At 51.7% G+C, this 24,422-nt stretch carries 26 protein-coding genes; 22 read left to right on the forward strand and 4 right to left on the reverse strand.

Annotated elements, in window-relative coordinates; translation table 11 throughout:
* Positions 1 to 160 precede the first annotated feature (160 nt).
* From HK25_RS03490 to HK25_RS03550, 13 genes are all read left to right on the forward strand, one after another.
* The gene (locus HK25_RS03490) at positions 161 to 2,077 is read left to right on the forward strand and encodes a peptidyl-prolyl cis-trans isomerase (protein WP_086635321.1); all 1,917 of its coding nucleotides are present in this window, start codon (positions 161 to 163) and stop codon (positions 2,075 to 2,077) included.
* Positions 2,078 to 2,082: 5 nt separating this feature from the next.
* Positions 2,083 to 3,618: an anthranilate synthase component I gene (gene trpE / locus HK25_RS03495; RefSeq protein WP_369824727.1), complete on the forward strand. Its 1,536-nt coding sequence runs from the start codon at positions 2,083 to 2,085 to the stop codon at positions 3,616 to 3,618.
* 37 nt (positions 3,619 to 3,655) lie between these two features.
* Positions 3,656 to 4,252, forward strand: a complete 597-nt coding sequence (locus HK25_RS03500) for an aminodeoxychorismate/anthranilate synthase component II (RefSeq protein ID WP_086635323.1) — start codon at positions 3,656 to 3,658, stop codon at positions 4,250 to 4,252.
* A 4-nt stretch (positions 4,253 to 4,256) separates the two neighbouring features.
* Complete coding sequence (gene trpD / locus HK25_RS03505) at positions 4,257 to 5,366, forward strand: anthranilate phosphoribosyltransferase (RefSeq protein ID WP_086635324.1); 1,110 nt, start codon at positions 4,257 to 4,259, stop codon at positions 5,364 to 5,366.
* Positions 5,367 to 5,383: 17 nt separating this feature from the next.
* Positions 5,384 to 6,241 carry an indole-3-glycerol phosphate synthase TrpC gene (trpC, locus tag HK25_RS03510; RefSeq protein WP_086635325.1) on the forward strand — a complete coding sequence of 286 codons (858 nt, stop codon included), beginning with the start codon at positions 5,384 to 5,386 and terminating at the stop codon, positions 6,239 to 6,241.
* Complete coding sequence (gene moaC / locus HK25_RS03515; RefSeq protein WP_086554061.1) at positions 6,241 to 6,723, forward strand: cyclic pyranopterin monophosphate synthase MoaC; 483 nt, start codon at positions 6,241 to 6,243, stop codon at positions 6,721 to 6,723. Before trpC ends, moaC begins: the two co-directional genes overlap by 1 nt.
* Before the next feature lie 112 nt (positions 6,724 to 6,835).
* A complete protein-coding gene (gene pdhA, locus HK25_RS03520; protein ID WP_233127649.1) occupies positions 6,836 to 7,861 on the forward strand; it encodes a pyruvate dehydrogenase (acetyl-transferring) E1 component subunit alpha in 1,026 nt (341 codons plus the stop codon).
* 6 nt (positions 7,862 to 7,867) lie between these two features.
* Entirely contained in the window at positions 7,868 to 9,220 is a 1,353-nt protein-coding gene (locus HK25_RS03525) for a pyruvate dehydrogenase complex E1 component subunit beta (RefSeq protein ID WP_086635327.1), read from the forward strand.
* Between the two features lie 11 nt (positions 9,221 to 9,231).
* Positions 9,232 to 10,476 (forward strand): pyruvate dehydrogenase complex dihydrolipoamide acetyltransferase, encoded by a 1,245-nt coding sequence (locus tag HK25_RS03530; RefSeq protein ID WP_086554058.1) that lies wholly within the window; start codon positions 9,232 to 9,234, stop codon positions 10,474 to 10,476.
* Between the two features lie 14 nt (positions 10,477 to 10,490).
* The gene (gene lpdA, locus HK25_RS03535; protein ID WP_086635328.1) at positions 10,491 to 11,903 is read left to right on the forward strand and encodes a dihydrolipoyl dehydrogenase; all 1,413 of its coding nucleotides are present in this window, start codon (positions 10,491 to 10,493) and stop codon (positions 11,901 to 11,903) included.
* Between the two features lie 133 nt (positions 11,904 to 12,036).
* A complete protein-coding gene (gene lipA, locus HK25_RS03540; RefSeq protein WP_086635329.1) occupies positions 12,037 to 13,017 on the forward strand; it encodes a lipoyl synthase in 981 nt (326 codons plus the stop codon).
* Complete coding sequence (locus HK25_RS03545) at positions 13,010 to 13,489, forward strand: type II toxin-antitoxin system RatA family toxin (protein ID WP_086635330.1); 480 nt, start codon at positions 13,010 to 13,012, stop codon at positions 13,487 to 13,489. The genes lipA and HK25_RS03545 overlap by 8 nt, the downstream gene beginning before the upstream one ends.
* Positions 13,490 to 13,547: 58 nt before the next feature.
* Positions 13,548 to 13,766 (forward strand): hypothetical protein, encoded by a 219-nt coding sequence (locus tag HK25_RS03550; protein ID WP_086635331.1) that lies wholly within the window; start codon positions 13,548 to 13,550, stop codon positions 13,764 to 13,766.
* A gap of 9 nt (positions 13,767 to 13,775) precedes the next feature.
* On the opposite strand, the gene HK25_RS03555 is transcribed toward HK25_RS03550, so the two are convergent.
* The 4 genes from HK25_RS03555 to HK25_RS03570 form a co-directional block, all read right to left on the reverse strand.
* Positions 13,776 to 14,294 carry a CinA family protein gene (locus HK25_RS03555; RefSeq protein WP_086635332.1) on the reverse strand — a complete coding sequence of 173 codons (519 nt, stop codon included), beginning with the start codon at positions 14,292 to 14,294 and terminating at the stop codon, positions 13,776 to 13,778.
* Between the two features lie 6 nt (positions 14,295 to 14,300).
* Complete coding sequence (locus HK25_RS03560) at positions 14,301 to 14,771, reverse strand: phosphatidylglycerophosphatase A (RefSeq protein WP_086554052.1); 471 nt, start codon at positions 14,769 to 14,771, stop codon at positions 14,301 to 14,303.
* Entirely contained in the window at positions 14,768 to 16,747 is a 1,980-nt protein-coding gene (locus HK25_RS03565) for a lytic transglycosylase domain-containing protein (protein ID WP_086635333.1), read from the reverse strand. The genes HK25_RS03560 and HK25_RS03565 overlap by 4 nt, the downstream gene beginning before the upstream one ends.
* Before the next feature lie 85 nt (positions 16,748 to 16,832).
* Entirely contained in the window at positions 16,833 to 17,453 is a 621-nt protein-coding gene (locus HK25_RS03570; RefSeq protein WP_086635334.1) for a YjbE family putative metal transport protein, read from the reverse strand.
* Between the two features lie 162 nt (positions 17,454 to 17,615).
* On the opposite strand from HK25_RS03570, the gene purB reads away from it, so the two are divergent.
* The 9 genes from purB (at position 17,616) to HK25_RS03615 (ending at position 24,370) form a co-directional block, all read left to right on the forward strand.
* Complete coding sequence (gene purB / locus HK25_RS03575; protein ID WP_086554049.1) at positions 17,616 to 18,965, forward strand: adenylosuccinate lyase; 1,350 nt, start codon at positions 17,616 to 17,618, stop codon at positions 18,963 to 18,965.
* A gap of 120 nt (positions 18,966 to 19,085) precedes the next feature.
* Positions 19,086 to 19,838: a phosphoribosylaminoimidazolesuccinocarboxamide synthase gene (gene purC, locus HK25_RS03580; protein WP_086554048.1), complete on the forward strand. Its 753-nt coding sequence runs from the start codon at positions 19,086 to 19,088 to the stop codon at positions 19,836 to 19,838.
* Between the two features lie 34 nt (positions 19,839 to 19,872).
* Positions 19,873 to 20,115 carry a phosphoribosylformylglycinamidine synthase subunit PurS gene (gene purS / locus HK25_RS03585; RefSeq protein WP_086554047.1) on the forward strand — a complete coding sequence of 81 codons (243 nt, stop codon included), beginning with the start codon at positions 19,873 to 19,875 and terminating at the stop codon, positions 20,113 to 20,115.
* Positions 20,112 to 20,483, forward strand: a complete 372-nt coding sequence (locus HK25_RS03590) for a Rap1a/Tai family immunity protein (RefSeq protein ID WP_086635335.1) — start codon at positions 20,112 to 20,114, stop codon at positions 20,481 to 20,483. The genes purS and HK25_RS03590 overlap by 4 nt, the downstream gene beginning before the upstream one ends.
* A complete protein-coding gene (gene purQ, locus HK25_RS03595; protein ID WP_086554045.1) occupies positions 20,480 to 21,181 on the forward strand; it encodes a phosphoribosylformylglycinamidine synthase subunit PurQ in 702 nt (233 codons plus the stop codon). The genes HK25_RS03590 and purQ overlap by 4 nt, the downstream gene beginning before the upstream one ends.
* Positions 21,178 to 23,376: a phosphoribosylformylglycinamidine synthase subunit PurL gene (gene purL / locus HK25_RS03600; protein WP_086554044.1), complete on the forward strand. Its 2,199-nt coding sequence runs from the start codon at positions 21,178 to 21,180 to the stop codon at positions 23,374 to 23,376. The genes purQ and purL overlap by 4 nt, the downstream gene beginning before the upstream one ends.
* Positions 23,377 to 23,401: 25 nt before the next feature.
* On the forward strand, positions 23,402 to 23,638 hold the full coding sequence (locus tag HK25_RS03605) for a BolA/IbaG family iron-sulfur metabolism protein (RefSeq protein WP_086554043.1): 237 nt from the start codon (positions 23,402 to 23,404) through the stop codon (positions 23,636 to 23,638).
* 20 nt (positions 23,639 to 23,658) lie between these two features.
* The gene (grxD, locus tag HK25_RS03610; RefSeq protein ID WP_086635336.1) at positions 23,659 to 23,982 is read left to right on the forward strand and encodes a Grx4 family monothiol glutaredoxin; all 324 of its coding nucleotides are present in this window, start codon (positions 23,659 to 23,661) and stop codon (positions 23,980 to 23,982) included.
* Positions 23,963 to 24,370, forward strand: a complete 408-nt coding sequence (locus HK25_RS03615; protein WP_233127650.1) for a hypothetical protein — start codon at positions 23,963 to 23,965, stop codon at positions 24,368 to 24,370. Before grxD ends, HK25_RS03615 begins: the two co-directional genes overlap by 20 nt.
* Positions 24,371 to 24,422: the final 52 nt, after the last annotated feature.

Here is a 24,422-nt window from a genome sequence, read left to right on the forward strand (position 1 = left end):
ATATTGCCGCCTAAACCATATTTTTACCATACACAGTGAGCCATCTCCGTTTCATCTGAGAAGATGAAACGGTTGTATCTGGTCAAGAGTGTCCGGGCTGTTTATATTGCCACCTTCTGAGCGGCTTTCCAAACTCTGATTTTGTTACGGATTTTCATTTATGCTTTCATCCCTGCGTCGTATTTTTGTTGAGTCATGGCTGGGCCGCGTTATGGTCATTGGCGTGTTCCTCGCCTTTATTGGCTTTGGCGCAGGTAACATCATCAACTTTATGGGCACCGGGAATGATGTTGCTGCCAAAATAGGCAGTGACGAAATCACGACCATGAGTCTTGATGAACAGCTGAGAAAAAGCCTCCCCGACATTACAAAGCGGATTGGTGTCAGCAACCCTGCACAAATTCCGCCTTATGTCGGGCAGCAGGCCGCTTATCAGAGCCTGAATCAGCTTATTCAGCGTCAGGAACTTATTCTGGCCAGCCAGCATTCTGATATCAGGGTGCCTGATTCAGCTATTCGTGATGAAGTTTTTTCTGTTCCTGCATTTCATAATGCCGCAGGAACTTTTGACCGCACTCTGTTTAATTCTGTGCTGAGCAGCAATAACATGACAGAGCAGGGGTTTTTAAAGCTGGTACATAATGACCTTGCTATCCGCGCCGTTCTTCAGCCGATAGAGCTGGGGGCTGGTTCTTCATCAACTGTTGCGCGCTACCTGGCTGATTACGGATTGCAGACACGGGTTGTTGATTTTTTGAGAATTCCTTTCTCTGATTTTCAGCCTCCTGCTCAGCCTTCAGAAGCAGTCCTGCATCGTTATTACAGCAATCACCCCTGGCTGTTTCAGCTTCCTGAGTATCGCCATGCCAGAATTGTTGTCATTTCGCCTGAAACGATAGCAAAAAGCATCACCGTTGAAGATAAATTGCTTCAGCGCGCCTATGACGGCCAGAAATCACATTATAATGTACCTGAAACCCGCGATGTTCAGATCATCACACTGAACAACCAGGATGAAGCTGCAAAACTTGCTGCAATGTGGAAAAACGGCACTGACTGGGCCGGTATGCAGGCGGCATCAAAAGGCAGTGCTTCGGTCGAAATGTCTGGTATCAGACCATCTGCTATTCCGTCAGAAGCACTCGCCAGTGCTATTTTTGCATCCCCCGTTTCACAGATCGACGGTCCGGTGAAAACAGAAGCCGGCTGGGCGATTTTCAGGGTGCTGAAAATTATCCCTCCTAAAAACACATCCTTTGAACAGGCACGTGCTGAAATTCTTGACCAGTACCGCACCGCAAAGGCTCCTCAGCTGATAAGCGAACGCAGCCGTCAGCTTCAGGATGTTATTGCCAGCAATGGCCTTGATACTATTCCTTCTGATATCGGTGCCGTTGCTGCTGCCGGCAGCCTTGATGCTCAGGGCAATACACAGGATAAAGAGCCAGCCCCTCTCCCTGCATCGGGTAAATTGCGCGCTGCCATTATTCAGAAAATTTTCTCTGCAAAAAAAGGAGAGCAGCCTAACCTGATCGAAGGGCCCGACAATAGCTGGTATGCCGTGCAGGTTGACGAGGTCACACCGGCCCGGCCCCGTACGTTTGAGCAGGCCCGCCAGGATGTGCTGAGCGCATGGCAGTCTGATATGATGCGACAGGCAGCCAATAAACATGCAACTGACGTTTATCTTGCAGCACAGCAGAAAGGTGGCGTTTCAGCTGCCTCAGATTCTCCTTCTGTCGTGAAAAATGCCTCTTTCTCACGCTCAGCACCAAACTCTGCCATCCCGCAGGATCTGATGGCACTGCTGATGCACATGAAAGCCGGGCAGTCTGCCATGACTGAGAATGATGACAGCTTTATCATCGCGACGGTTACAAAGGTTTATCAGCCTCAGTCAGACAAGAATGTCGTTGCTATGCAAAACATCAGACAAAGTCTGGCACGCAGCAATGCGGATGATCTTGCATCTTCTTATGTCAATGCTCTGGTCAAAAAGAGCCCTCCTCAGATCAACAATCAGGCCGTAGCAGCTGTTATTAACGCTCTTGGCTTTGGCGGAAATACACAACGATGAGTGTTATGACCCATATGCAGACCTCTCCCTCCCTGCAGGAGGTCAGAGCACGCTGGGATAATGGCCAGGCGAGTGTTGTGTTTTCTGTCGAGCCTGCCGACCTCCTTACGCCGGTCTCTGCTTATATACGCCTCAGGTCCCTTGATGCGACGTCGCAGCAGTATAGTCTGTTGCTTGAAAGTGTAGAGGGAGGGGCTGCCCGTGGTCGCTACTCTGTTATCGCTCTTAAACCTGATCTTGTCTGGACCTGCCATCAGGGCAAAGTTCTGCTTGACCGCGCACCGGAAGATGCAGACACCGCACCGGAACAGATTACCGAAGCTGCTCTGACCCATTTACGCAGCCTGATTAACGAAACTCAGCTTGATCTGCCCGATGGGCTCCCCCCCATGATAGCGGGTCTTTTTGGCTATCTCGGTTATGACATGGTGAGGCAGATGGAAAAGCTGCCGCACCCTCCTGAAGATGACCTCAACCTGCCCGAATCTGTTATGATTCGCCCCGGTTTATTTGCTGTTTTTGATACGGTCAGTGATGAGCTTATTCTTGCTGCACCAGTACGCCCGAAGACCGGGCAGAGCTGTGAAGACAGCTGGGAAAACGCTCAGGCACTGCTGGCTCAGGCGCGTGCCTGCCTGAATGCCGGGTTACCTGAGGAAAGCATAACCCCGCCGGTTGCTGACTTTCAGCAGCCTGGATCAACCTTCACGAAAGAGCAGTTTTGTGAGGCTGTAAAACGTATCCAGGATTATATCAGGGCAGGGGACGCCTTTCAGGTTGTGCCGAGCCAGCGCTTTTCTACACCATTTACTCTGCCTTCTCTGAGTTTATATCGTAGCCTGAGGCGTATTAACCCTGCGCCCTTCCTGTTCCATCTTGATTTTGGTCGTTTTTCACTTGTCGGGTCTTCTCCGGAAATTCTGGTGCGGCTAAGCGAAGGAAAAATGACCGTTCGCCCTCTGGCAGGTACCCGCCCAAGAGGGAAAGATATTGAGGAAGATCGTCGCCTTGAGCAGGATCTGCTCAGCGATCAGAAAGAGCTGGCAGAACACCTGATGCTCATCGACCTTGGGCGCAACGATGTCGGGCGCGTGTGCAAACCAGGCTCAGTAAAAGTCACAGAGCAGTTTGTCATTGAGCGTTTTAGCCACGTTATGCATATTTCTTCTAACGTTGAAGGCACGCTCTCTCCTGACCTTGATGCGCTTGATGCGCTGGTTGCAGCCTTTCCCGCAGGTACACTAACCGGCGCGCCCAAAATCCGCGCCATGGAAATTATTGACGAAGTCGAGCCAACCCGCCGTGCGACATATGCTGGTTGTATTGGCTATTTTGGTGCAGGTGGCGATATGGATACCTGTATCGGCCTGCGTATGGCTGTTGTAAAAGATGGTATGATGTACGTGCAGGCTGGCTGCGGTGTCGTGGCAGATAGTGTGCCTGATGCCGAATATGCCGAAACGCAACATAAAGCCCGTGCTGTTTTTAGGGCCGCTGAATCTGCCATTCTTCAGGCTCAGAAACTCTCATCCCCATCCTGAATTTGACCTCATCTCTGCACAAAGGCATCATCACGTCATGATCCTGCTTATCGACAATTACGATAGCTTTACATTCAACCTGGTTCACTATCTTGGTGAACTCGGGGAGACGTGTCGCGTCTATCGCAATGATGCCCTGAGTGCCGCTGAAGCGGTTGCTCTTGCACCTGAAGCTATTGTTCTCTCACCCGGCCCGTGCTCACCGGACGAGGCCGGAATCTGTTGTGACCTGATTTCTAAGGCTGCCGGTAAAATCCCGGTTTTCGGGGTTTGTCTGGGGCATCAGTCCATAGGGCAGGTGTTCGGAGCAAAAGTTGTAAGAGCGCCTGTGCCTATGCATGGTAAGGTCAGCCCGGTATTTCATAATAACAGTGATGTTTTTAAAGATTTGCCTGACCCGTTTAAGGCCACGCGCTACCATAGCCTGACACTGGCCCCTGACAGCATACCTGATGAACTGGAAGTTACGGCCTGGACTGAAGATAATGTTATAATGGGTGTAAGGCACCGCCACTTTCCGGTATCCGGGGTGCAGTTCCATCCTGAAAGCATTGCGTCAGAGTGCGGCCATCAGATTTTGCGCAACTTCATGACCCAGGCCCGCGCATGGGCCAGACAGACATCTCCAGCCTGAACGCATGACAATACATCCAGCGCAACCTGCACTATCAGACTATCGTTCTGTTTTTAAAGATTATCTTAACAATCTGTGTCAGGGAAAAAGACTAAGCCAGGCAGAAACAGAATATGCTTTCCGCCTGATTATGGAAGGGCACGTTCCTTCTGAGTGCATTGCAGCTTTTGCCGTTGCCCTGCGTATGCAAAAAGAAGATCTGCCTGAACTTCTGGGTGCCGTAACTGCCATGCGCAATGCCATGGTAGCTGTTCCCGGCGCACCAGCCGGAGCAATGGATGTCTGCGGCACGGGTGGCGACGGCTATAATACCCTTAATGTTTCCACAGCCACAGCTTTTGTTCTTGCCGCTCTTGGTGTGCCTGTTGCCAAGCATGGTAACAGAGCGGTTTCTTCTCAGACGGGCGCCTCTGATGTGCTTTCAGCCCTGGGTATTCCTCTGCTTAGTGACCCGGCGGCTCTTTCTGCGCAGCTGAATACACACAATCTGACTTTTATGGCGGCTCCTAACCATCACCCTGGAATGCGATTTGCGGCACAGGCACGAAAAGCGCTGGGCATTCGCACTCTTTTTAACCTGATAGGGCCACTCTCAAACCCCGCCGGCGTTAAACGACAGATGACCGGTGTTTTTTCAACAGAATGGCTCAGTATTATTGCTGATGTTCTGGCGACACTTGGGGCCGAGATGGCCTGGGCTGTATGCGGCATGCCTGATGGTGAAATACAGGGTATTGACGAAGTTACTCTTGCCGGCCCGACACATATTGTCAGCTGTGAGCAGGGTAAAAAAAATACCCTGTTACTTGAACCGGAGATGAGCGGCCTCATATCTGCACCGGTTTCAGCTATCAGGGGAGGAAGCCCCGGGGAGAACGCTCTGGCTCTGACAGAACTTTTGCATGGTGCAACCGGGCCGTATCGTGATACAGTTCTGCTCAATGCCGCCTGCGCCCTGCATGTTTCAGGCCGGGTATCTATTTTGAAAAATGATAGTTTTGACACGCGCGCTTTGCGGGAAGTTATTTCCGTTGTTAGTCGCCCGCTTGACGATGGCTCAGCTATGGCTTTGCTACAGGACTTACGTCTCTCATCGTCTGAATCGCACGTTTAAAACACCACAGGATAATTATGACCGAAACAACTACGCCATCAACCGCAACCCCTTCTGACATAAAAACATCAGATGAGCTGCCCGATGTGCTGGCACGTATCTGTGCACGAACGCGCCTGGAAGTTGAACATCGCTCGACCCTTGTCTCTCTCAAAGAGATCACGGCAAGAGCACAGGACGTAAAAGAGGCACCACGTGGGTTTTGTCGTGCATTAAAAGAAAAGTCGGCAGATCGCTCTGTCGGGCTCATTGCGGAACTTAAAAAAGCCTCTCCTTCAGCCGGGATTCTGCAGGAGAATTATAATCCTGCAGCTATCGCTCAGGCTTATGAACAGGCCGGTGCAGCATGCCTTTCTGTTCTGACTGAAAGCTCATGCTTCCACGGCAGCAATGAGGATCTCCAGGTAGCACGTGCGGCAACATCTCTGCCGGTTTTACGCAAAGACTTCATTATAGACCCGTGGCAGGTTTATGAAAGCCGCACCATTGGCGCTGACTGTATCCTGCTGATTGTTGGGATTCTGAGTGATGAAGAACTGCAGGAACTGGTTGACCACGCTAAAGGCCTGGAAATGGATGTTCTTCTCGAAGTCCATGATGAAGAGGAACTCAACCGGGCCCTGGCAATTGATGCCTTTTTGATTGGTATTAATAACCGCAATCTCAGAACGCTGATCACAGACATCGAGACGACCGTCGCCTTAACGCCTCTGGTGCCACCTGACCGGATTATTGTTTCTGAAAGCGGCATTAAAACGCATGCTGAAGTAACACGCCTGACTGATATCGGTGTGACAGGCTTCCTTGTTGGTGAATCGCTGCTGCGCCAGCCGGATCCGGGGCAGGCGGCTCGTGTACTTCTTGGTCGTGCCTGATGACAACCCGTCATTCCGGCCTGACACATCTGAATGATGCCGGCGAGGCGCGTATGGTGGATATTTCATCAAAAGCACCGACGCGCCGTAAAGCAGTCGCTAAAGGTCATATCTCTATGACGAAGGAAACCCTTGAGCTTGTCCTTTCCGGGCGGGCAGCTAAGGGGGACGTTCTTGCAACCGCACGTATCGCTGCAATTATGGCCGCAAAAAAAACATCGGATATTATTCCCCTTTGTCACCCTCTGTCATTAAGCAGCGTTGAGGTTGACCTCATCCCCGACGGCAGAGGAATTGAAATCAGGGCCTCTGTCTCCACCAGCGGGGCGACCGGTGTTGAAATGGAGGCACTTACGGCAGTGTCTGTGGCAGCACTGACGCTGTACGATATGTGCAAGGCTGCTGACCGTGGCATGTGTATTTCTGATATTCACCTGCTCCATAAAAGCGGAGGACAGTCAGGGGAGTATAACGCAGCCTGAAAGACCGCTATCACAAAATAGAAATCTTACCTTCTCACGTAATAAACATTATTTTCAAAAAACACGCTTTATCATAACATTTCCTTAAAATGTTGCGAACGCATCTTTAAGTATGAAGGACCACCTTATGCAGGCAGAGACCCACGGCACCCTCATTTCAGGCGGGAATGGTCCCTCTCTGACCAGAGAGCAGTTTCAGCAGGCTTTTCATAATATGCTGCTGATCCGTAAATTTGAGGAAAAAGCCGGCCAGCTTTATGGCATGGGTCTTATCGGCGGTTTCTGCCACCTTTATATCGGGCAGGAAGCCGTTGTGGTAGGCGTGCAGATGGCCCTTAAAGATGGTGACAAAATCATCACCTCCTACCGCGATCACGGGCAGATGCTGGCCGCCGGCATGAGCGCACGTGGCGTTATGGCTGAGCTGACCGGGCGTGAAACAGGTTATTCACGCGGTAAAGGCGGCTCGATGCATATGTTCTCGCGTGAGAAAAATTTCTATGGCGGTCATGGCATTGTAGGCGCACAGGTTGCTTTGGGTGCGGGGCTTGCCTTTGCTAACAAATATCGTGGCACAGACGAGGTTGCTGTCGCATATTTTGGTGATGGTGCGGCTAACCAGGGTCAGGTTTATGAAAGCTTTAACCTGGCAGCACTCCATAAATTACCCTGCATCTTTATTATCGAAAATAATCTCTACGGTATGGGAACAAGCGTCGAACGTGCCTCTGCCTCGAAAGAGTTCTGGCGCAATGGCGAGCCATGGGGCATTCCCGGTCGCCGCGTTGACGGTATGGATGTTGCCGCAGTGTATGAAGCAACGGCTGAGGTCGTGGCACACTGCCGTGCAGGTAAAGGGCCTTATCTGCTCGAAATTATGACCTATCGTTATCGTGGTCACTCTGTCTCTGATCCGGCAAAATATCGTACCCGCGAAGAAGTTGAATCTGTTCGTAAAAATCGTGATCCCATTGAACATGTTCGTCATATTCTGCTCGATTCCGGTGTCACCGAAGATGAGATCAAGAGCATTGAAAATGATGTAAAAGACACTGTTAAAGATTGTGTTGAATTTGCGCAGACCAGTCCGTTCCCTGACCCTGCCGAGCTCTACACTGACGTTCTGCAGGAAGGTTGACTGATTATGGCTACAGATATTTTAATGCCCGCGCTTTCTCCCACCATGACAGAAGGTACGCTCTCACGCTGGCTGAAGAACGAAGGTGACACCGTAGCAAGCGGCGAAATTCTGGCAGAAATCGAAACTGATAAGGCAACGATGGAAGTCGAAGCCGTTGATGAGGGCATTCTCGGTCGTATTCTGATACCGGCTGGCACGCAGGGTGTAGCAGTCAACACACCGATCGCCATTCTGGTTGAGGAAGGCGAAGCTGTTCCCGAGCATGCCTCAGCTGCTGCACCGCAGCCCTCTGCCGAACCTGCTCAGGCAGCTGTCGCACCGGTGAGCGCACCAGCGACATATGCTGAGGGAGAAACCTATGTCGAGAAAGACTGGGGTCCGACAGCAGAAATGACGGTCAGAGAGGCACTTAATCAGGCTCTGGGTGAAGAATTACGTCATGACGAAGACGTCTTCCTGATGGGGGAAGAAGTTGGTCAGTACCAGGGGGCTTATAAAGTTTCTCAGGGGCTGCTGGCAGAGTTTGGCGAAAAACGCGTCATTGACATGCCTATCACCGAACACGGCTTTACCGGCATGGCAGTGGGTGCAGCCCTGACCGGCCTGAAACCTGTTGTTGAGTTCATGACCATGAACTTCTCCATGCAGGCAATCGACCACATTATCAACTCTGCTGCTAAAACCCTGTATATGTCAGGCGGGCAGATGGGGTGTCCCATTGTGTTCCGTGGTCCTAACGGTGCGGCAGCACGTGTGGGTGCACAGCATTCACAATGTTATGGCAGCTGGTATGCTCATGTGCCTGGCCTGAAGGTGGTTGTGCCATGGTCAGCAGCAGATGCAAAAGGCCTGCTTAAAGCAGCCATTCGTGACCCGAACCCTGTCATTTTCCTGGAAAATGAAATTCTCTACGGGCATAAATTTGAATGTCCGACCGATGAAGATTTCATTTTGCCAATAGGCAAGGCCAAAATTGAACGGGCAGGGACTGATGTAACAATCGTTGCCTTCTCCATCATGGTGGGTGAAGCTCTTGAAGCGGCTAAGGTTCTGGCTGAGCAGGGGATCAGCGCCGAAGTGATTAACCTGCGCAGTCTGCGTCCGCTCGATACCGCAACAATTGTTGAGAGCGTGAAGAAAACCAGCCGTCTGGTGACCGTTGAAGAAGGCTGGCCATTTGCAGGTATTGGCGCTGAAGTTGCTATGCAGATCACCGAACATGCATTTGACTGGCTGGATGCCCCACCGGTTCGTGTGGCTGGTGTTGATGTACCCATGCCTTTCGCTGCCAACCTTGAAAAGCTGGCACTGCCCCACGCTGAAGATATTGTAAACGCTGTGCGTGGCATGGTCTGAGGAGAAGCAAAATGGCTACTGAAATTCTTATGCCCGCGCTCTCTCCGACGATGACTGAGGGCACACTGGCACGCTGGCTTAAAAAAGAGGGCGACACCGTTTCAAGCGGTGACGTTCTGGCTGAAATCGAAACTGATAAAGCAACGATGGAAGTCGAAGCCGTTGATGAAGGCATTCTGGGGCGTATTCTGATCGAGGCCGGAGCGCAGGGCGTTGCTGTTAACACACCGATCGCCATTCTTGTAGAAGAAGGCGAGGCTGTGCCTGATCAGGTTACAAAATCTGCGCCACCGGCACCAGCCGCTGCTCCGGCAGCTTCCGTTGCTGAACCGGCAAAAAAAGCTGCTGCTGCACCAGCCCTCACACCAGCGAAGGTCGCTCCGGCTCATGGTAAAGATCGTATCTTTGCCTCTCCACTGGCACGTCGCATTGCGAAGCAGAACAACATCGACATCTCGAAACTGAAGGGAAGCGGCCCGCACGGCCGTATTGTCCGTCGTGATGTTGAAGCTGCGGCCTCTGCACCAAAAGCACCTGTCCAGGCCGCTGTTGCAGCAGGCGAGACCCGCACTGTCCCGCATTCTACAATGCGTAAGGTCATTGCAAAACGTCTGACCGAAGCCAAAAGCACCATTCCTCACTTCTACGTTTCTGTTGATGTTGAGCTTGATGCTCTGCTGGCTCTGCGTTCACAGATTAATGCTCTGGCAGCATCTGAAGGCGAAGAATCTTTCAAAATTTCCGTTAATGACATGCTGATTAAAGCTGTCGCTGTGGCTCTGAAACGCGTACCTGCTGTCAACGCCTCTTATACCGATGAGGCGATGATTCTGTATGATGATGCCGACATTTCAGTCGCTGTTTCTATTCCTGATGGTCTGATCACGCCTATCGTCAGACAGGCTGATAAAAAAAGCCTCCGACAAATCAGCCAGGAAGCGAAAGATCTGGTCAAACGTGCCCGCGAAGGCAAGCTGAAGCCGGATGAATTCCAGGGTGGCACATTCTCCGTCTCCAACATGGGTATGTATGGCGTAAAAGATTTCTCAGCTATTATTAACCCGCCACAGGCTGCCATTCTGGCTATTGCCGCAGGTCGCAGGCAGCCTGTGATTAAGGGCAGCGAGATCGTGCCAGCAACTGTTATGACCGTGACCCTCTCAGTTGATCATCGTGTAATTGATGGCTCAACCGCAGCAGAATGGCTGTCAGCCTTCCGTTCTGTTGTTGAATCTCCTCTGAACCTTGTTATCTGACTGAGAGACTCATCATGAGCCAGACAAATTTTGATATTATCGTTGTCGGGGGCGGACCTGGCGGGTATGTGGCAGCACTGCGCGCTGCCCAGCTGGGGCTTTCTGTTGCTGTAGTTGAAGCAAATCATCTGGGCGGTATCTGCCTGAACTGGGGATGTATTCCCACCAAGGCATTGCTCAGAGCATCGGAAATTAACCATCTTCTGCATGATCTGCCTGCTTATGGTTTTAAAGCTGATAACATCAGCTTTGACTTTAAGGCTGTCGTTGCCCGCTCACGCGCTGTATCCGGTAAGCTCTCAGGCGGTATTGCTCACCTGCTTAAAAAAGCCAAAGTGCCTGTTTTTAATGGTTTTGGTAAACTTGGCGAGCTGGCAAAAGACGGCACACGCAAGGTGCTGGTGCACGAGAAAGATGCGGTTACGGCAACACTGAGCGCACACCATGTTATTCTGGCCACGGGTGCCCGGGCCCGCAAACTGCCAGGACTTGAGCCTGATGGTAAGCTGGTATGGTCCTACCGTGAAGCACTTGTGCCTGAAGAACTGCCAGCCCGCCTGCTGGTTATTGGTTCAGGTGCTATTGGCACTGAATTTGCTTCATTCTACCGTAATATGGGTTCAGAAGTCACACTGGTTGAAGTTGCGCCACGCATACTGCCGGTCGAAGATGAAGAGATCAGTGCTATTGCTCAGAAATCTTTCGAGAAACAGGGCATTAAAGTTATAACCAGTGCAAAACTGGGAGCTTTGAGCAAAACGGCCAGTGAAGTTTCTGTTCCTGTTGAAGCCGGTGGCAAAACACAGACAATCGTTGTTGACCGGGTGATTTCAGCCGTTGGTATTGTGGGTAATGTTGAAAATCTCGGTCTTGAAAACACAAAAATTGTTGTTGATCGTACCCATATTGTAACTGACTCCCTGTGCCGCACGGCTGAACCTGGTATTTATGCTATTGGCGATATTGCCGGCGCACCATGGCTTGCCCATAAAGCCAGCCACGAAGCTGTCATGTGCGTTGAGGCAATTGCCGGCAAAACCGTTCATGCTATTGATCCGACAAAAATTCCTGGCTGCACATATTGTCGCCCTCAGGTAGCTTCTGTTGGCTATACAGAAGCAAAAGCCAAAGAAGCCGGTTATAAAGTGCGGGTGGGCAAGTTCCCTCTGGCAGCAAACGGTAAAGCACTGGCCATGGGCGAGCCTGAAGGTCTGATCAAAACCGTGTTTGATGCCAAAACCGGTGAGCTGCTTGGCGCACACATGATTGGCGCCGAGGTTACGGAAATGATTCAGGGCTACGTTATTGCGCGCAGCAGTGAGCTGACGGAAGCAGAGCTGATCGAAACGATCTTCCCGCATCCGACCATCTCAGAATCAATGCATGAAGCTGTACTTGCAGCTTATGATGGTGCGCTGCATTTCTAGAGTTTACACTCTGAAATGTGTATTGTGCAGAGGTAATACCTGATCAGAGTGAAGGAGCACACTTCCTGCCTTGACGCAGAGGGCAGGAAGCTCCAGTTCTGATGATGGTTTCAGAACAGGCAGAACCAGATATATGTCCACTCGTGTATTGATCGATCACCGCAAAGGTGGCGCAGAGAAAGTCAGACATCCGGAAAAAGCACACCGGCCTGACAACCCTGTTGCCCGTAAACCGAGCTGGATCCGTGTGAAGGCTCCGGTTGATCCGGTCTATCATGAGACCCGCAACCTGATGCGCGAGAACAAGCTCGTCACAGTGTGCGAAGAGGCCGCATGCCCCAATATTGGTGAATGCTGGTCACAGCGTCATGCCACCATGATGATCATGGGCGAAATCTGCACCCGTGCCTGCGCGTTCTGCAACATTACAACGGGTATGCCAAATGCGCTGGATGATGACGAACCCGCCCGTGTTGCCGATGCTGTCGCCAAACTTGGCCTGCGCCATGTCGTGATTACCTCGGTTGACCGTGATGACCTGGCTGATGGCGGGGCAAAACATTTTGCACGTGTGATCACGGCTGTGCGTGCCGCATCACCAGAAACAACTATTGAAATTCTGACACCGGATTTTTTACGTAAGCAAAATACTCTTGAAGTGATTGCTGAAGCAAAACCTGATGTATTTAATCACAACCTTGAAACTGTACCACGCCTCTACCCGACGATCAGGCCCGGTGCACGGTACTATCAGTCCTTAAGGCTGCTTGACCGTATCAAACAGCTTGATCCTTCCATTTTCACCAAGTCAGGCCTCATGCTCGGCCTGGGTGAAGAAAAAATGGAGCTCGCACAGGTTATGGATGACCTGCGTATTGCTGATGTTGATTTTATCACCATGGGACAGTACCTTCAGCCTACCGTTAAGCACGCTGCCGTTGACCGTTTTATTACCCCTCAGGAATTTGAGGAGTATGGCGCTATGGCCCGTGCCAAGGGTTTTTTACAGGTAAGTTCCAGCCCTCTTACCAGATCATCTTACCATGCCGACGCAGACTTCGCGGCTCTGAGGCAGGCGCGCTCAGAACGTCTGAAAGGAAGTCAGAATGCCTAAACACGCAGAAAAGCGTGTTCTTGCTTATCCGCCAGAACAGATTTTTGACCTTGTTGCTGATGTTGCACGCTATCCTGAATTTCTTCCCTGGTGTGTTTCATCGCGTATACGCACAAAGACACAAACCGAACTGGTTGCGGACCTGGCTATTGGTTTTGGCCCTTTCCGGGAAAGTTTTACCTCTCGCGTAACGCTTGAGAGACCCTCGCGCATCCTTGTTCAGTATGAGCAGGGACCGTTTAAATACCTCAAAAATGTGTGGATTTTCACACCAGACCCCCGTGGTTGCCAGGTCGAATTTTTCGTCGACTTTGAATTTCGTTCTAAAATTCTGCAAGCCGCAATTGGTGTCGTGTTTGCTGAAGCCGTGCGTCGCATGGTCACAGCGTTTCTTAAACGTGCCCGTGATATTTACGGGCCGCCCCAGGCAATATATCTCACACTTGGTAAAACGTCAGCAGCTTTGCAGTAATAGTGATACTCTGCGAAGCTTATGAAGTAATAATCGTCTCACGCAGGGTAATCATTTTATGAGCTTAATACGTAACGCGACTATTTTAGTGACAATCGCAGCACTGACTGCGGGCTGCAGTACACCCGACAAGCACAAAAAAGACCATAAAGCAGCTGCTCCCGTAGCAGCTAAAGCGCCTGTACAGCCGCAGCCGGTCATGATCGCTCCGGGAACGGGAACGACAGCACCACCGTTCCCTGATGCACCAGTCATGCCTTCTTTCAGTAAAGACTAAGGCACGCTTTTACTCATCATATCCAGCGATAAGCTGTAATGCATAAAGGGCAGCCTGCCAGCGTATTTCGGTACGGCTGCCCTCAAAATTCTGACTTGCGGCTTTAGTTTTTTTACCGTTCACCGCCAGACCGAACCATACAAGACCAACAGGCTTTTCATCAGACCCGCCACCTGGCCCGGCAATACCAGAGACAGAAACTGCAACTGTTGCTCTGGCTGCAGCACGCAGCGCGCCTTCAGCCATTTCTGTCACGGTCTCTGCACTCACAGCGCCAAAACGGGCCAGTGTCTCGTCCCTGACATCAAGAGCAGAGTGTTTTAGCTGATTAGAATAAGTAACAAACGCTCCCTCAACACAGTCAGATGCACCGGCATGATGCACAAGCAAAGCCGAAACAAGACCACCAGTGCAACTCTCTGCAGTTACAACACGCTGGCCTGACTGGCTGAGACGCTCCATGACAGCTTTTGCTGTCAGCAGACCTTCTGTCAGCAGGGCATCAGAGGGAGCGGTGAGGGAAAACATCAGATCTCAGGCCTTTTTAAAAAAGCCGGCAGCAGTACGCAGTACTTTAATGCAGAGCGCAGCCATTATACCGGCAACAACATCATCGCCCATAATGCCAACCGCATCATGGCGTCGATCCATATAGCCAACAGGCCCGGGTTTTTTAATGTCAAACAGGCGAAATAAACCAAAAGCAACTAAAGGCCACAACCAGCCGGCTGATTTCTTTTTATCGACTGCAGCACAGGCCAGAAGGCTGATCCACATTCCGGCAACTTCATCAATCACAATCCAGCTGTGATCTTCACCGTCACCGGCTTTGTGTGAAGCCCACAAACCAACACCTGTTGCCGCAACAGCGCTCAGCAACAAAACCTTTGGCTTTTTAAGCAAAGGTAAACCAGCAATGAGTGCTGCCAGAGACCCGACCGTGCCCGGCGCTTTAGGTGCAAGCCCACAGCCACCAAAGGTCGCAATAATACGTGCAATCGTCATGTGTTTTTCCCCAGAACGCTATATATCGTCATATTTTCCCACACACGCTGCACGTAATTACGTGTTTCGCCGTAAGGAATGGTTTCAATCCAGTCGATCATGTCATCCTGACTGGCCTGACTTTCAGCAGGGTTGCCCTGTGCACTCAGCCAGCGCGCCAGGCGGTTTGGTCCCCCGTTATAAGATGCGGTGACATAAGGTACGACAGAGGCAAACCGCCCCTGCAGATAAGACAGATAGGCCATGCCAAGGCGCATGTTATTATCGGGGTTATGCAGCCCGCCTGCAGTTGCCGCAGAGGCAGGAAGCCCCGCAGACTGTAACATATCATGCGCGGTGCCTGTCTTAAGTTGCATCAGGCCGATTGCGTTTGAGGGACTGACAGCATCCGGGTTAAAGCTGCTTTCCTGACGGATCAGCCCCTGAACAAGAGCGGGAGAAACAGCCGTGCCTGTCGGCAGAGTATAAGGCTGTGGCCAGCCTTCACGCAGCAGGAAGAGACCATCTCTGCCGGCATAGCGCGCAACCATAACACCTGTATCAGGAATTTGCAGACGGGTTGCCAGATGCGCAATGGCTATTTTTTCACGCAGAGACCTGGCTCTGATAAGCATCAGGCTCAGAAAATCACGGGCATGAGGCCGGTCATTCCACGACACAAGAATTTCGGCAGCACGGGCAAGATCATTCCCCCCGGGACTATCCTCCGCAGCAGAAAGAGGCATGGGGTTTTGCCATGCGCGCAGACTTCTGGTGACAGCGGCTGGTATAATATCGGGGTTAAGCAGGGTAGGGCGCTTACCATCAAGTTCAGCCGCTGCCATCTGCCCGTAAAATGTACCTGCATACCCGGCAGCACGGGCGTAGTCTGCCTGTGCCGAAGCGGTTTGGTTCAGTCTGGCATGCGTGCGCCCCAGCCAGTAATAACCGCGGCTTTTTGTAATTAAAGAAGAGGAATCTGCCAGGCTGCGAAACAATGGCTCTGAAATAGAGGGCATATTCAGCTTTTGCAGAGCAATCCAGCCACTCAGAAAAGCCGCATCAAGACGGTTTACACCGGTTGTTATTTTGTCATCAGCGACCCAGAACGCTTCAGTATTCTGATTATTTTGCAGGAAATCACGCGAGAGTGCATCACGTTCGCGCCAGAAAGCACTCAGGTGCGTTTTTTCCTCGGCCTGTACACCGGCATTTTTCCATAAAGCCAAGGCTTCATCATCACGTTTTTGCAGCCGCAGCCAGTGCAGCCTGTCATATACCAGTGTGGTATCAGCCTGATCAGAAGCAGAAAGTCCTGCAAGTGTCGCTTCTGCGCCAGGGTCTCCCGCTCTGAAGGCTAAACGGGCCTGAGCCAGGGCCTGCGCTGAGGGCGCAAGATAAGTAAGGGTCTGACGTGCTGCAACAAGCTTACCGCTGGTCTCTTCACGGTTAAAGCGTTTCCACGAGGTCTCGGCCGTTACCGCCTGAGGGAAGGTCTGCGCCAGTGACACCGCAGCCTGTGCGGAATCTGTGCCATTAATCCAGGCCTGACGCGCCTGGGGAAGGAGTTTGCCGGCCAGAGAGGGTATCGTCGTGACGCACTTAACCAGGGCGGGGCTATAAGTCAGCGACTGAGACGCACAGAGCTGCTGCAAAACGCTCGTATCAGTCTCTCGCGTCAGAGCCTGCTGCATACGTAACTGAAGCAAACTCCACCGTGGCCATACAGGGCGTGTCTGCAAAAAGTTTGCATATTCCTGCGCGCTGGCATGCGATGAGCCTGTCAGGCTAAGCCAGAGAGTAAGACGGTCAGCGACAGAGGTCTCTCCCGAACTGACCGCAGCAGACTGTGCAGCGGGCTGAATAGCAGGAGCATTGACCGGACCGTCATTTGAAGCTGACTGTGTTCTCCCATGAGAGGAGCAGGCCCCCAGGCACAGAACAATGAGCGGTGCTGCAACACGACCACGCAACACCGAAGACAAAACAAAAGACATTATGCCTCAATATGAATATGACATTTCGTTCACTCTGACAGGCTCACCAGGAACAATCAACCTGGCACAGGCCAGGCCAGCCTGATTACGACTTAAAAAACGGAACATGCGGCCAGACTTCAGCAGAGCCTTTATAAATCAGCTCAAGGGAAACAAACAGCACGATAAGCAGCCCCACCCATGACAGCCATTTATAGCGGTCAAGCAGGCGTGCAACATAAGATGCCGCGACCCCCATCAGAAGAACAGAGAAAACAAGCCCTGCCACAAGAATATAAGGATGCCGGGCTGCTGCTCCCGCTACAGCGAGAACATTATCAAGGCTCATAGAAAGGTCAGCCAGGAAAATACGGAAAATAATTTTACCCATACTGCCCTGAGCGGCAGCCTCAGCATTGTCATCATGCTGAACGGCGCACATCTCGCGGTACATCCGCCAGCATACCCATAGCAGCAAAATACCACCGGCAAGTGTAAGCCCTATAATTTCAAGCAATCTGGCGGCGACAAGGGCAAGGATAATACGCAGAACGGCAGCAATACCAATGCCTGCAAAAATGGCCTTTTTTCTCTCAGCCGGTGCAAGAGATTTAACCACAAGCCCGATTACAACAGCATTATCGCCCGCCAGAGTAATATCAATCAGAATAACCTGACAAAACGCGATAAGAGCCTGAAAGCTAAAGCCATCTAGTAAACTGTTCACAAAAACTCCGATTCGATAATAATCCGCGCGGGTATAATACGAAGCCCGCTCAGATTAATGCACGCATTCTGGTCAAACTTTTATGAATTTGGTGGCAGACGCACAGCACGAAATCAGCTAGAGAGGCGGCATGTTTCTGTAAACTGAAGGAGTGTTGCAGTTATGGTGCCACGTTATACCCGTCCCGTCATGGCCGCGATCTGGTCTCCTGAAAACCGCTACCGCATCTGGTTTGAGATTGAAGCCCTGGCCTGTGAAGCAATGGCTGAATACGGTGCTATCCCCAAAGATGCTGTTAAAGTGATCCGCGAGAAGGGCGACAAAGCTCTGGCTGCTTTCTCTGCTGCAGATCTCGCCAGAATTGACGAAATTGAAGCTGAGACCCGTCACGACGTTATTGCCTTCCTGACCTGGCTGGCAGAAAAAGTCGGCCCTGAAAGCCGTTTTGTTCATCTGGGAATGACCTCATCTGACATTCTCGATACCTGCCTCTCTGTCCAGCTGGTGCAGGCAACTGACCTGCTGCTGAAAGACCTTGACGAAGTTCTCTCTGCCCTGCGCGTCCGTGCATTTGAGCACAAACACACCCTTACCATTGGTCGCAGCCATGGCATTCACGCTGAGCCGACCTCTTTTGGTCTGAAGCTTGCTGGCCATTATGTGGAGTTTGAGCGCAACAAAGCCCGCCTGCTGGCTGCACGCGCTGAAATTGCAACCTGTGCGATCTCTGGTGCTGTCGGCACATATGCGCATCTTGACCCGCGCGTTGAGCATTATGTCGCTGAACGCCTTGGCCTGCAGGCAGAGCCTGTTTCAACACAGGTTATTCCCCGTGACCGTCATGCAGCCTATTTCTGCACCCTGGGTGTGATTGCAAGCGGCATTGAACGCATTGCAACCGAAATTCGTCATCTGCAACGCTCCGAAGTGCGTGAAGCTGAAGAATTCTTCCACCCTGGGCAGAAGGGGTCTTCTGCCATGCCGCATAAGCGCAACCCTGTGCTGACTGAAAATCTGACCGGGCTTGCCCGTCTGGTTCGTTCAGCCGTTGTCCCGGCACTTGAGAATGTTGCCCTGTGGCACGAGCGTGACATCAGCCATTCTTCTGTTGAACGTAATATCTGCCCTGATGCGACCATTGGCCTTGATTTTGCGCTTGCCCGTCTTTCAGGCCTGATCGGCAAACTGCTGGTTTACCCTGAACGTATGGCAGCAAACATCGAAAGCCTTGGTGGTGTTGTTCATTCAGGCGAAGTTCTGCTTGCACTTGCACGCGCTGGCCTGTCCCGTGAAGATGCCTATCGCATCGTACAGCGCAACGCGATGGAAACCTGGACAAAGCTCGGTACACCTGAAGGAAAATCCTTCCGCGAGAATCTTGATGCTGACCCCGAAATTGCCGGGCGCATTTCAGCTGATCTGCTTGATTCTGCTATGGATAGCCGTCAGCACCTTAAAGCCATCGACGCCATCTATGAAAAGGTCTTCGGTGAAGCAGGCCCCGCTGCCTGAAAGACTGTTTCTTCAACTTTAAAACCCTGTTATAGCTAACACCCAGGCAGGGCCGCACAAGCCGGCCCTGTATGCAGCGATCGCAGGGATAGACTTCCAGCAAGACAGGTAAGGACAATCATGGCCCGTCGTCGCCAGCTTTACGAAGGTAAAGCCAAAATCCTTTTTGAAGGCCCTGAACCCGGCACAGTAGTTCAGTATTTTAAAGATGATGCCACAGCAGGCAATGGTGCCAAAAGTGCTGTCATTACCGGCAAAGGTGTTCTGAATAATCGCATCAGTGAGTATCTGATGCTGCGCCTCCAGGAAATCGGTATTCCCACCCACTTCATCCGCCGCATTAATATGCGTGAGCAGCTGGTAAAAGAGGTCGAAATTATCCCTCTCGAAGTTGTTTTACGTAATATTTCAGCTGGCAGCATTGCCAAGCGTTTCGGGCTGGAGGAGGGCGAACGCCTGCCTCGCACGGTCGTTGAGTTTTATTACAAAAACGATGATTTGGGTGACCCTCTGGTTTCAGAAGATCATATCATCGCTTTTGGCTGGGCCACACCGCACGACCTGGAAGAGATTACCGCTCACGCTATGCGTGTGAATGATTTTCTGTGTGGTCTTTTCACCGGCATTGGCATTCAGCTTGTTGACTTCAAACTCGAGTTTGGCCGGGCATGGGACGGGGACGATATGACCATCGTTCTTGCTGATGAAATCTCTCCCGACAACTGCCGTCTGTGGGACAGTCAGACCAGAGAAAAACTTGATAAAGACCGTTTCCGCCGTGATATGGGCGGCGTGAAAGAAGCTTATCAGGAAGTCGCCCGTCGCCTGGGCATCCTTCCCGAGGAAGCAAACGGCACCGATACCGACCAGTAACTCTCTCTCGTTCAGTAAACAGGAATTTCAACCAATGAAAGTACGCGTAACCGTCATGCTTAAAGAAGGTGTGCTTGACCCCCAGGGTAAAGCCATCGGGCATGCCCTGCACACTCTTGGGTTTCCTGGCGTGGAAGCTGTGCGTGTCGGCAAAATTATTGATCTGGACCTGAAAAGCACCGACGCACAGGCTGCCCGCGCAGAAGCCGAAAAAATGGCCAGTGAACTGCTGGCAAACCTGGTCATCGAAGACTTCACCGTTGAGGTTCTGGGATGAAAATTTTCTCTCTCACACTTGCTGGTGCATTACTGCTCGCCTCACAGGGCGTAGCACATGCTCAGCGTGTGACGCCGATGACCGCGGGCAGGTTTGGCAAAATATGCTCAGCTGCCTCCGGTCACGCATTGTGTGATGCATATATTTCAGGCATGGCTGACTCTGTCGCGCTTGCCACGCTGAGTGCCCGTAATGAAGGGCACAATGAAGCGGCTGACTTCTGTATCCCGGTCAGTGAAGATGCAGCCTCAATGCGCGGCAAGGTAGTCGCATGGCTCAAAGGTCATACCGATACTCTCTCCCGGCCGGTTGGCGAAGGTGTCTTCCGTGCTTTGCATGACTCTTACCCCTGTAGTGCAAAAAAATGAAAGCAGCTATTGTCGTCTTTCCAGGCACCAACCGTGAACGCGATATGGCCATTGCCCTCAGACGCGTTACGGGTAAAGCGCCTGTCATGTTATGGCACCGGGACACTGAACTTCCCGATGTTGACCTTGTCGTTCTGCCAGGTGGCTTCAGTTACGGAGACTATCTGAGATGCGGTGCCATGGCCGCTCATTCTCCCATTATGTCTGAAATCCGTGCCTATGCACAAAAAGGCGGGCATATTCTCGGTGTCTGCAACGGTTTTCAGATCCTGACAGAAACCGGCCTGCTGCCTGGCGCATTGCTGCGCAATGCCGGTCTGCGCTTCCTTTCTCAGGACTGCACACTGCGCGTTGAACGTAATGACACCGCCTTTACCCATAAATGGAAAAAAGGCGATGTGTTCCGCACACCTATGGCACATGGTGACGGAAACTACACCGCTGATACCCGGACACTGGAGCAGCTTGAAGGTGAGGGGCTTGTTGCCTTTCGCTATGCTTCAGCCACCGGCCAGGCTGATGAAACTGACACTCTGACGAACCCGAATGGCAGCATGAACAGCATTGCCGGTATTTTAAGTCAGAACACCCGTATCTGTGGCATGATGCCTCACCCGGAGGATCTGGTTGATCCTCTGATGGGCGGAGAAGATGGCCTGCCATTATTTACTGGTCTTGTGGAGGCGATTGTCCGGTGAAAAAGACTGTTGATGAAGCTCTGGCGCAGGAATTTGGCCTGACGTCAGAAGAATACGCCCGTGTTGTTGATATTATGGGCCGCACCCCAAGCCTGACAGAGCTGGGTGTGTTCTCTGTCATGTGGTCAGAGCACTGCTCCTATAAATCTTCACGCAAATGGCTGCGTACGCTGCCGACTACGGCACCATGGGTTATTCATGGACCGGGTGAAAACGCAGGCGTTGTTGATATTGGCGAAGGCTATGCTGCCATTTTCAAAATGGAAAGTCATAACCATCCGTCATTCATCGAGCCTTACCAGGGAGCTGCAACCGGCGTTGGCGGCATTCTGCGTGACGTCTTTACCATGGGTGCCCGACCTGTTGCCAACCTGAACGCCCTGCGTTTTGGCAGCCCCGAAACCCCCAGAACACGTCAGATTATTGATGGCGTTGTGCGTGGTATTGGCGGTTATGGTAACTGTGTTGGCGTGCCAACAGTGGGGGGTGAAATTAACTTCCACCCGGCTTATGACGGTAACCCGCTGGTTAACGCCATGACAGTTGGTATTGCCCGCAAAGACCGCATCTTCCTTTCCGCCGCAGCTGGTATTGGCAACCCGGTCGTTTATGTCGGTTCGCGCACAGGACGTGATGGCATTCATGGTGCCACCATGTCTTCTGCCGAGTTTGACGAAAATGCACTGGCAAAACGTCCGACTGTTCAGGTTGGTGACCCCTTCATTGAGAAACTGCTCATTGAGGCCTGCCTTGAGCTGATGGCAACTGACGCAATTGTTGCTATTCAGGATATGGGTGCAGCTGGTCTGACCTCATCTTCTGTCGAAATGGCGGGCAAGGGCGGCGTTGGTATCGACCTCAACCTTGACGATGTGCCACAGCGTGAACCTGGCATGACAGCTTATGAAATGATGCTGTCTGAAAGCCAGGAGCGTATGCTCATGGTGCTCAAGCCTGAACGCACTGAAGTTGCCCGTAAAATCTTTGAGAAATGGGAACTCGATTTTGCGATTATCGGGCATCTGACAGACACAGGTCATATTGTTGTCAGGCATAAAGGTCAGGTTGAGGCTGATATTCCACTCGACCCGCTGGCTGAGCAGGCCCCGATCTATGATCGCCCGGCCACACGTACAGCACCACCCGCACCGGTAGCAGACATTCACGCTCCTCTGTCGCTTGAAGATATGCTGCTGAAACTTGTTGCCTCTCCCGACCTGGCGTCTCGTTCATGGGTATGGAACCAGTATGACAGCACCGTTGGTGGTCAGACAGTTCGTCGCCCCGGAGCGGCAGATGCTGCCATTGTCAAAATTGAAGACACCTCACTGGGTCTCGCCCTGACAACCGACTGCACGCCACGTTATTGCCAGGCTGATGCCAAAACCGGTGGTGCCCAGGCTGTAGCCGAAGCATGGAGAAATATTACAGCAGTTGGCGCACGCCCCTTAGCTGTGACAGACAACCTGAACTTTGGTAACCCTGAAAAACCTGAAATTATGGGGCAGTTTATTGCCGCTATTGAAGGTATGGGCGATGCCTGCCGTGAGCTCGACTTCCCTGTCGTGAGCGGTAACGTCTCACTCTATAACGAGACACGCCAGCCGGATGGATCAACCATGTCCATTCTGCCAACACCGGCTATCGGTGCCCTGGGCGTGCTTGAGGACGTAAACAAGGCCATTGGTCTGGCCATGCAGGACAACGCGGATATCGTTCTGATTGGCGACACCAAAGGTGAGCTGGGCCAGTCTGTCTGGCTGCGCGAAATTCTTGGGCGTGAAGAGGGGGCTCCTCCGCCGGTCGATCTGAAAACAGAAAGACGGAATGGTGATTTTGTCAGGCAGGAAATTCTGGCAGGTCATGTGCTCTCCTGTCACGACCTGGCTGACGGTGGTATTCTTGTCGCCCTGGCAGAAATGGTCATGGCTGACGGTGTTGGCTGTACTCTTGAAAGCCCGGCATCAGGTATCAGACCTGAAGCTTTCTGGTTTGGTGAAGATCAGGCCCGCTATATCGTCTGCGTTAAAAATGCGGCTGACCTGTGTGCCCGCGCTGAAAAAGCCGGGGTTCCGGCACGCGTGCTCGGGCGTTCAGGCGGCAGCGATTTGATTTTGCCAAGCGGCGTTACCATATCAGCAGCACGTCTTCGTACAGCGCATGATTCTTTCTTTCCGGCTCTTATGGCCAGCTGAGAAATACTAAAAAGGTTTTTTGACTATGGCTATGTCCGTCTCTGAGCTTGAAGGTTATCTGACCAAAGCTTTTCCTGATGCACAGATCAAAATTACTGATCTGGCAGGCGATGGTGACCATTATTCCTGCGCGATTGTCAGCGAAGCCTTTCGCGGACTTTCGCGCGTCAGGCAGCATCAGCTGGTTTATCAGGCTCTTGAAGGGCACATGGGTGGAAAACTTCATGCTCTTGCACTCCAGACCTCTACGCCTGAAGCGTAATTTTTAAAGGATCTACCATTATGTCTGATACCGCTCAGCAGATCATTCAGAAAGAAATCGACTCAAACCCGGTTGTTCTGTTCATGAAAGGCGATGCAGATTTTCCACAATGTGGATTCTCTGCCCGTGTTGTACAGATCCTGTCTCACCAGGGCGTACCATTTAAAGCCATTAATGTTCTGGCTGCCCCTGCCATTCGCCAGGGGATTAAGGACTTTTCAAACTGGCCAACTATTCCTCAACTCTATGTTAACGGGGAATTTATTGGCGGATGCGACATCGTGACGGAGATGTTTCAGTCCGGGGAGCTCCAGAAACTCCTGGATGAAAAAAAAGTTAGTTAACCTGTCAAATCCTGATTTTTCGGTTGTCAGGATGATGGTGGCCCGTGTAGTTTATTTTCAGATTTCATGGGCTGCCTGGGGTAATATCATAATGCGTTTTTCGTCTGTTCGTTGTGCTCTGTTCGTTGCAGGCATGAGTGTCTGTGCAATTACAACAGGGCCCAGCGCCCATGCTGAACGCATTATCTCTGATTATGAAGCAACCAAACTGACCTTTGCTTCTTTAACAGCGCCGCCTCCGGTTATTCATGTGCGTCGCAAGGCACATGCTGTGCCTGGCTACCGTCTGGCAAGCACACGCCATACCTCAGCACGTAACATGGTTCATCTGGTTTCTTACCCGGTGAAACATAACAGAGTGCATGTTGTCCGCCGCCATCATACCTGATAGCCGGCTTTTCTACTTCTTCTTCAGAGAGAAAGATCCTTTTCTCTGAAGA

This window comes from Acetobacter sp. DsW_059, assembly GCF_002153695.1.
In the GTDB taxonomy this organism is placed as follows: Bacteria; Pseudomonadota; Alphaproteobacteria; order Acetobacterales; family Acetobacteraceae; genus Acetobacter; species Acetobacter thailandicus.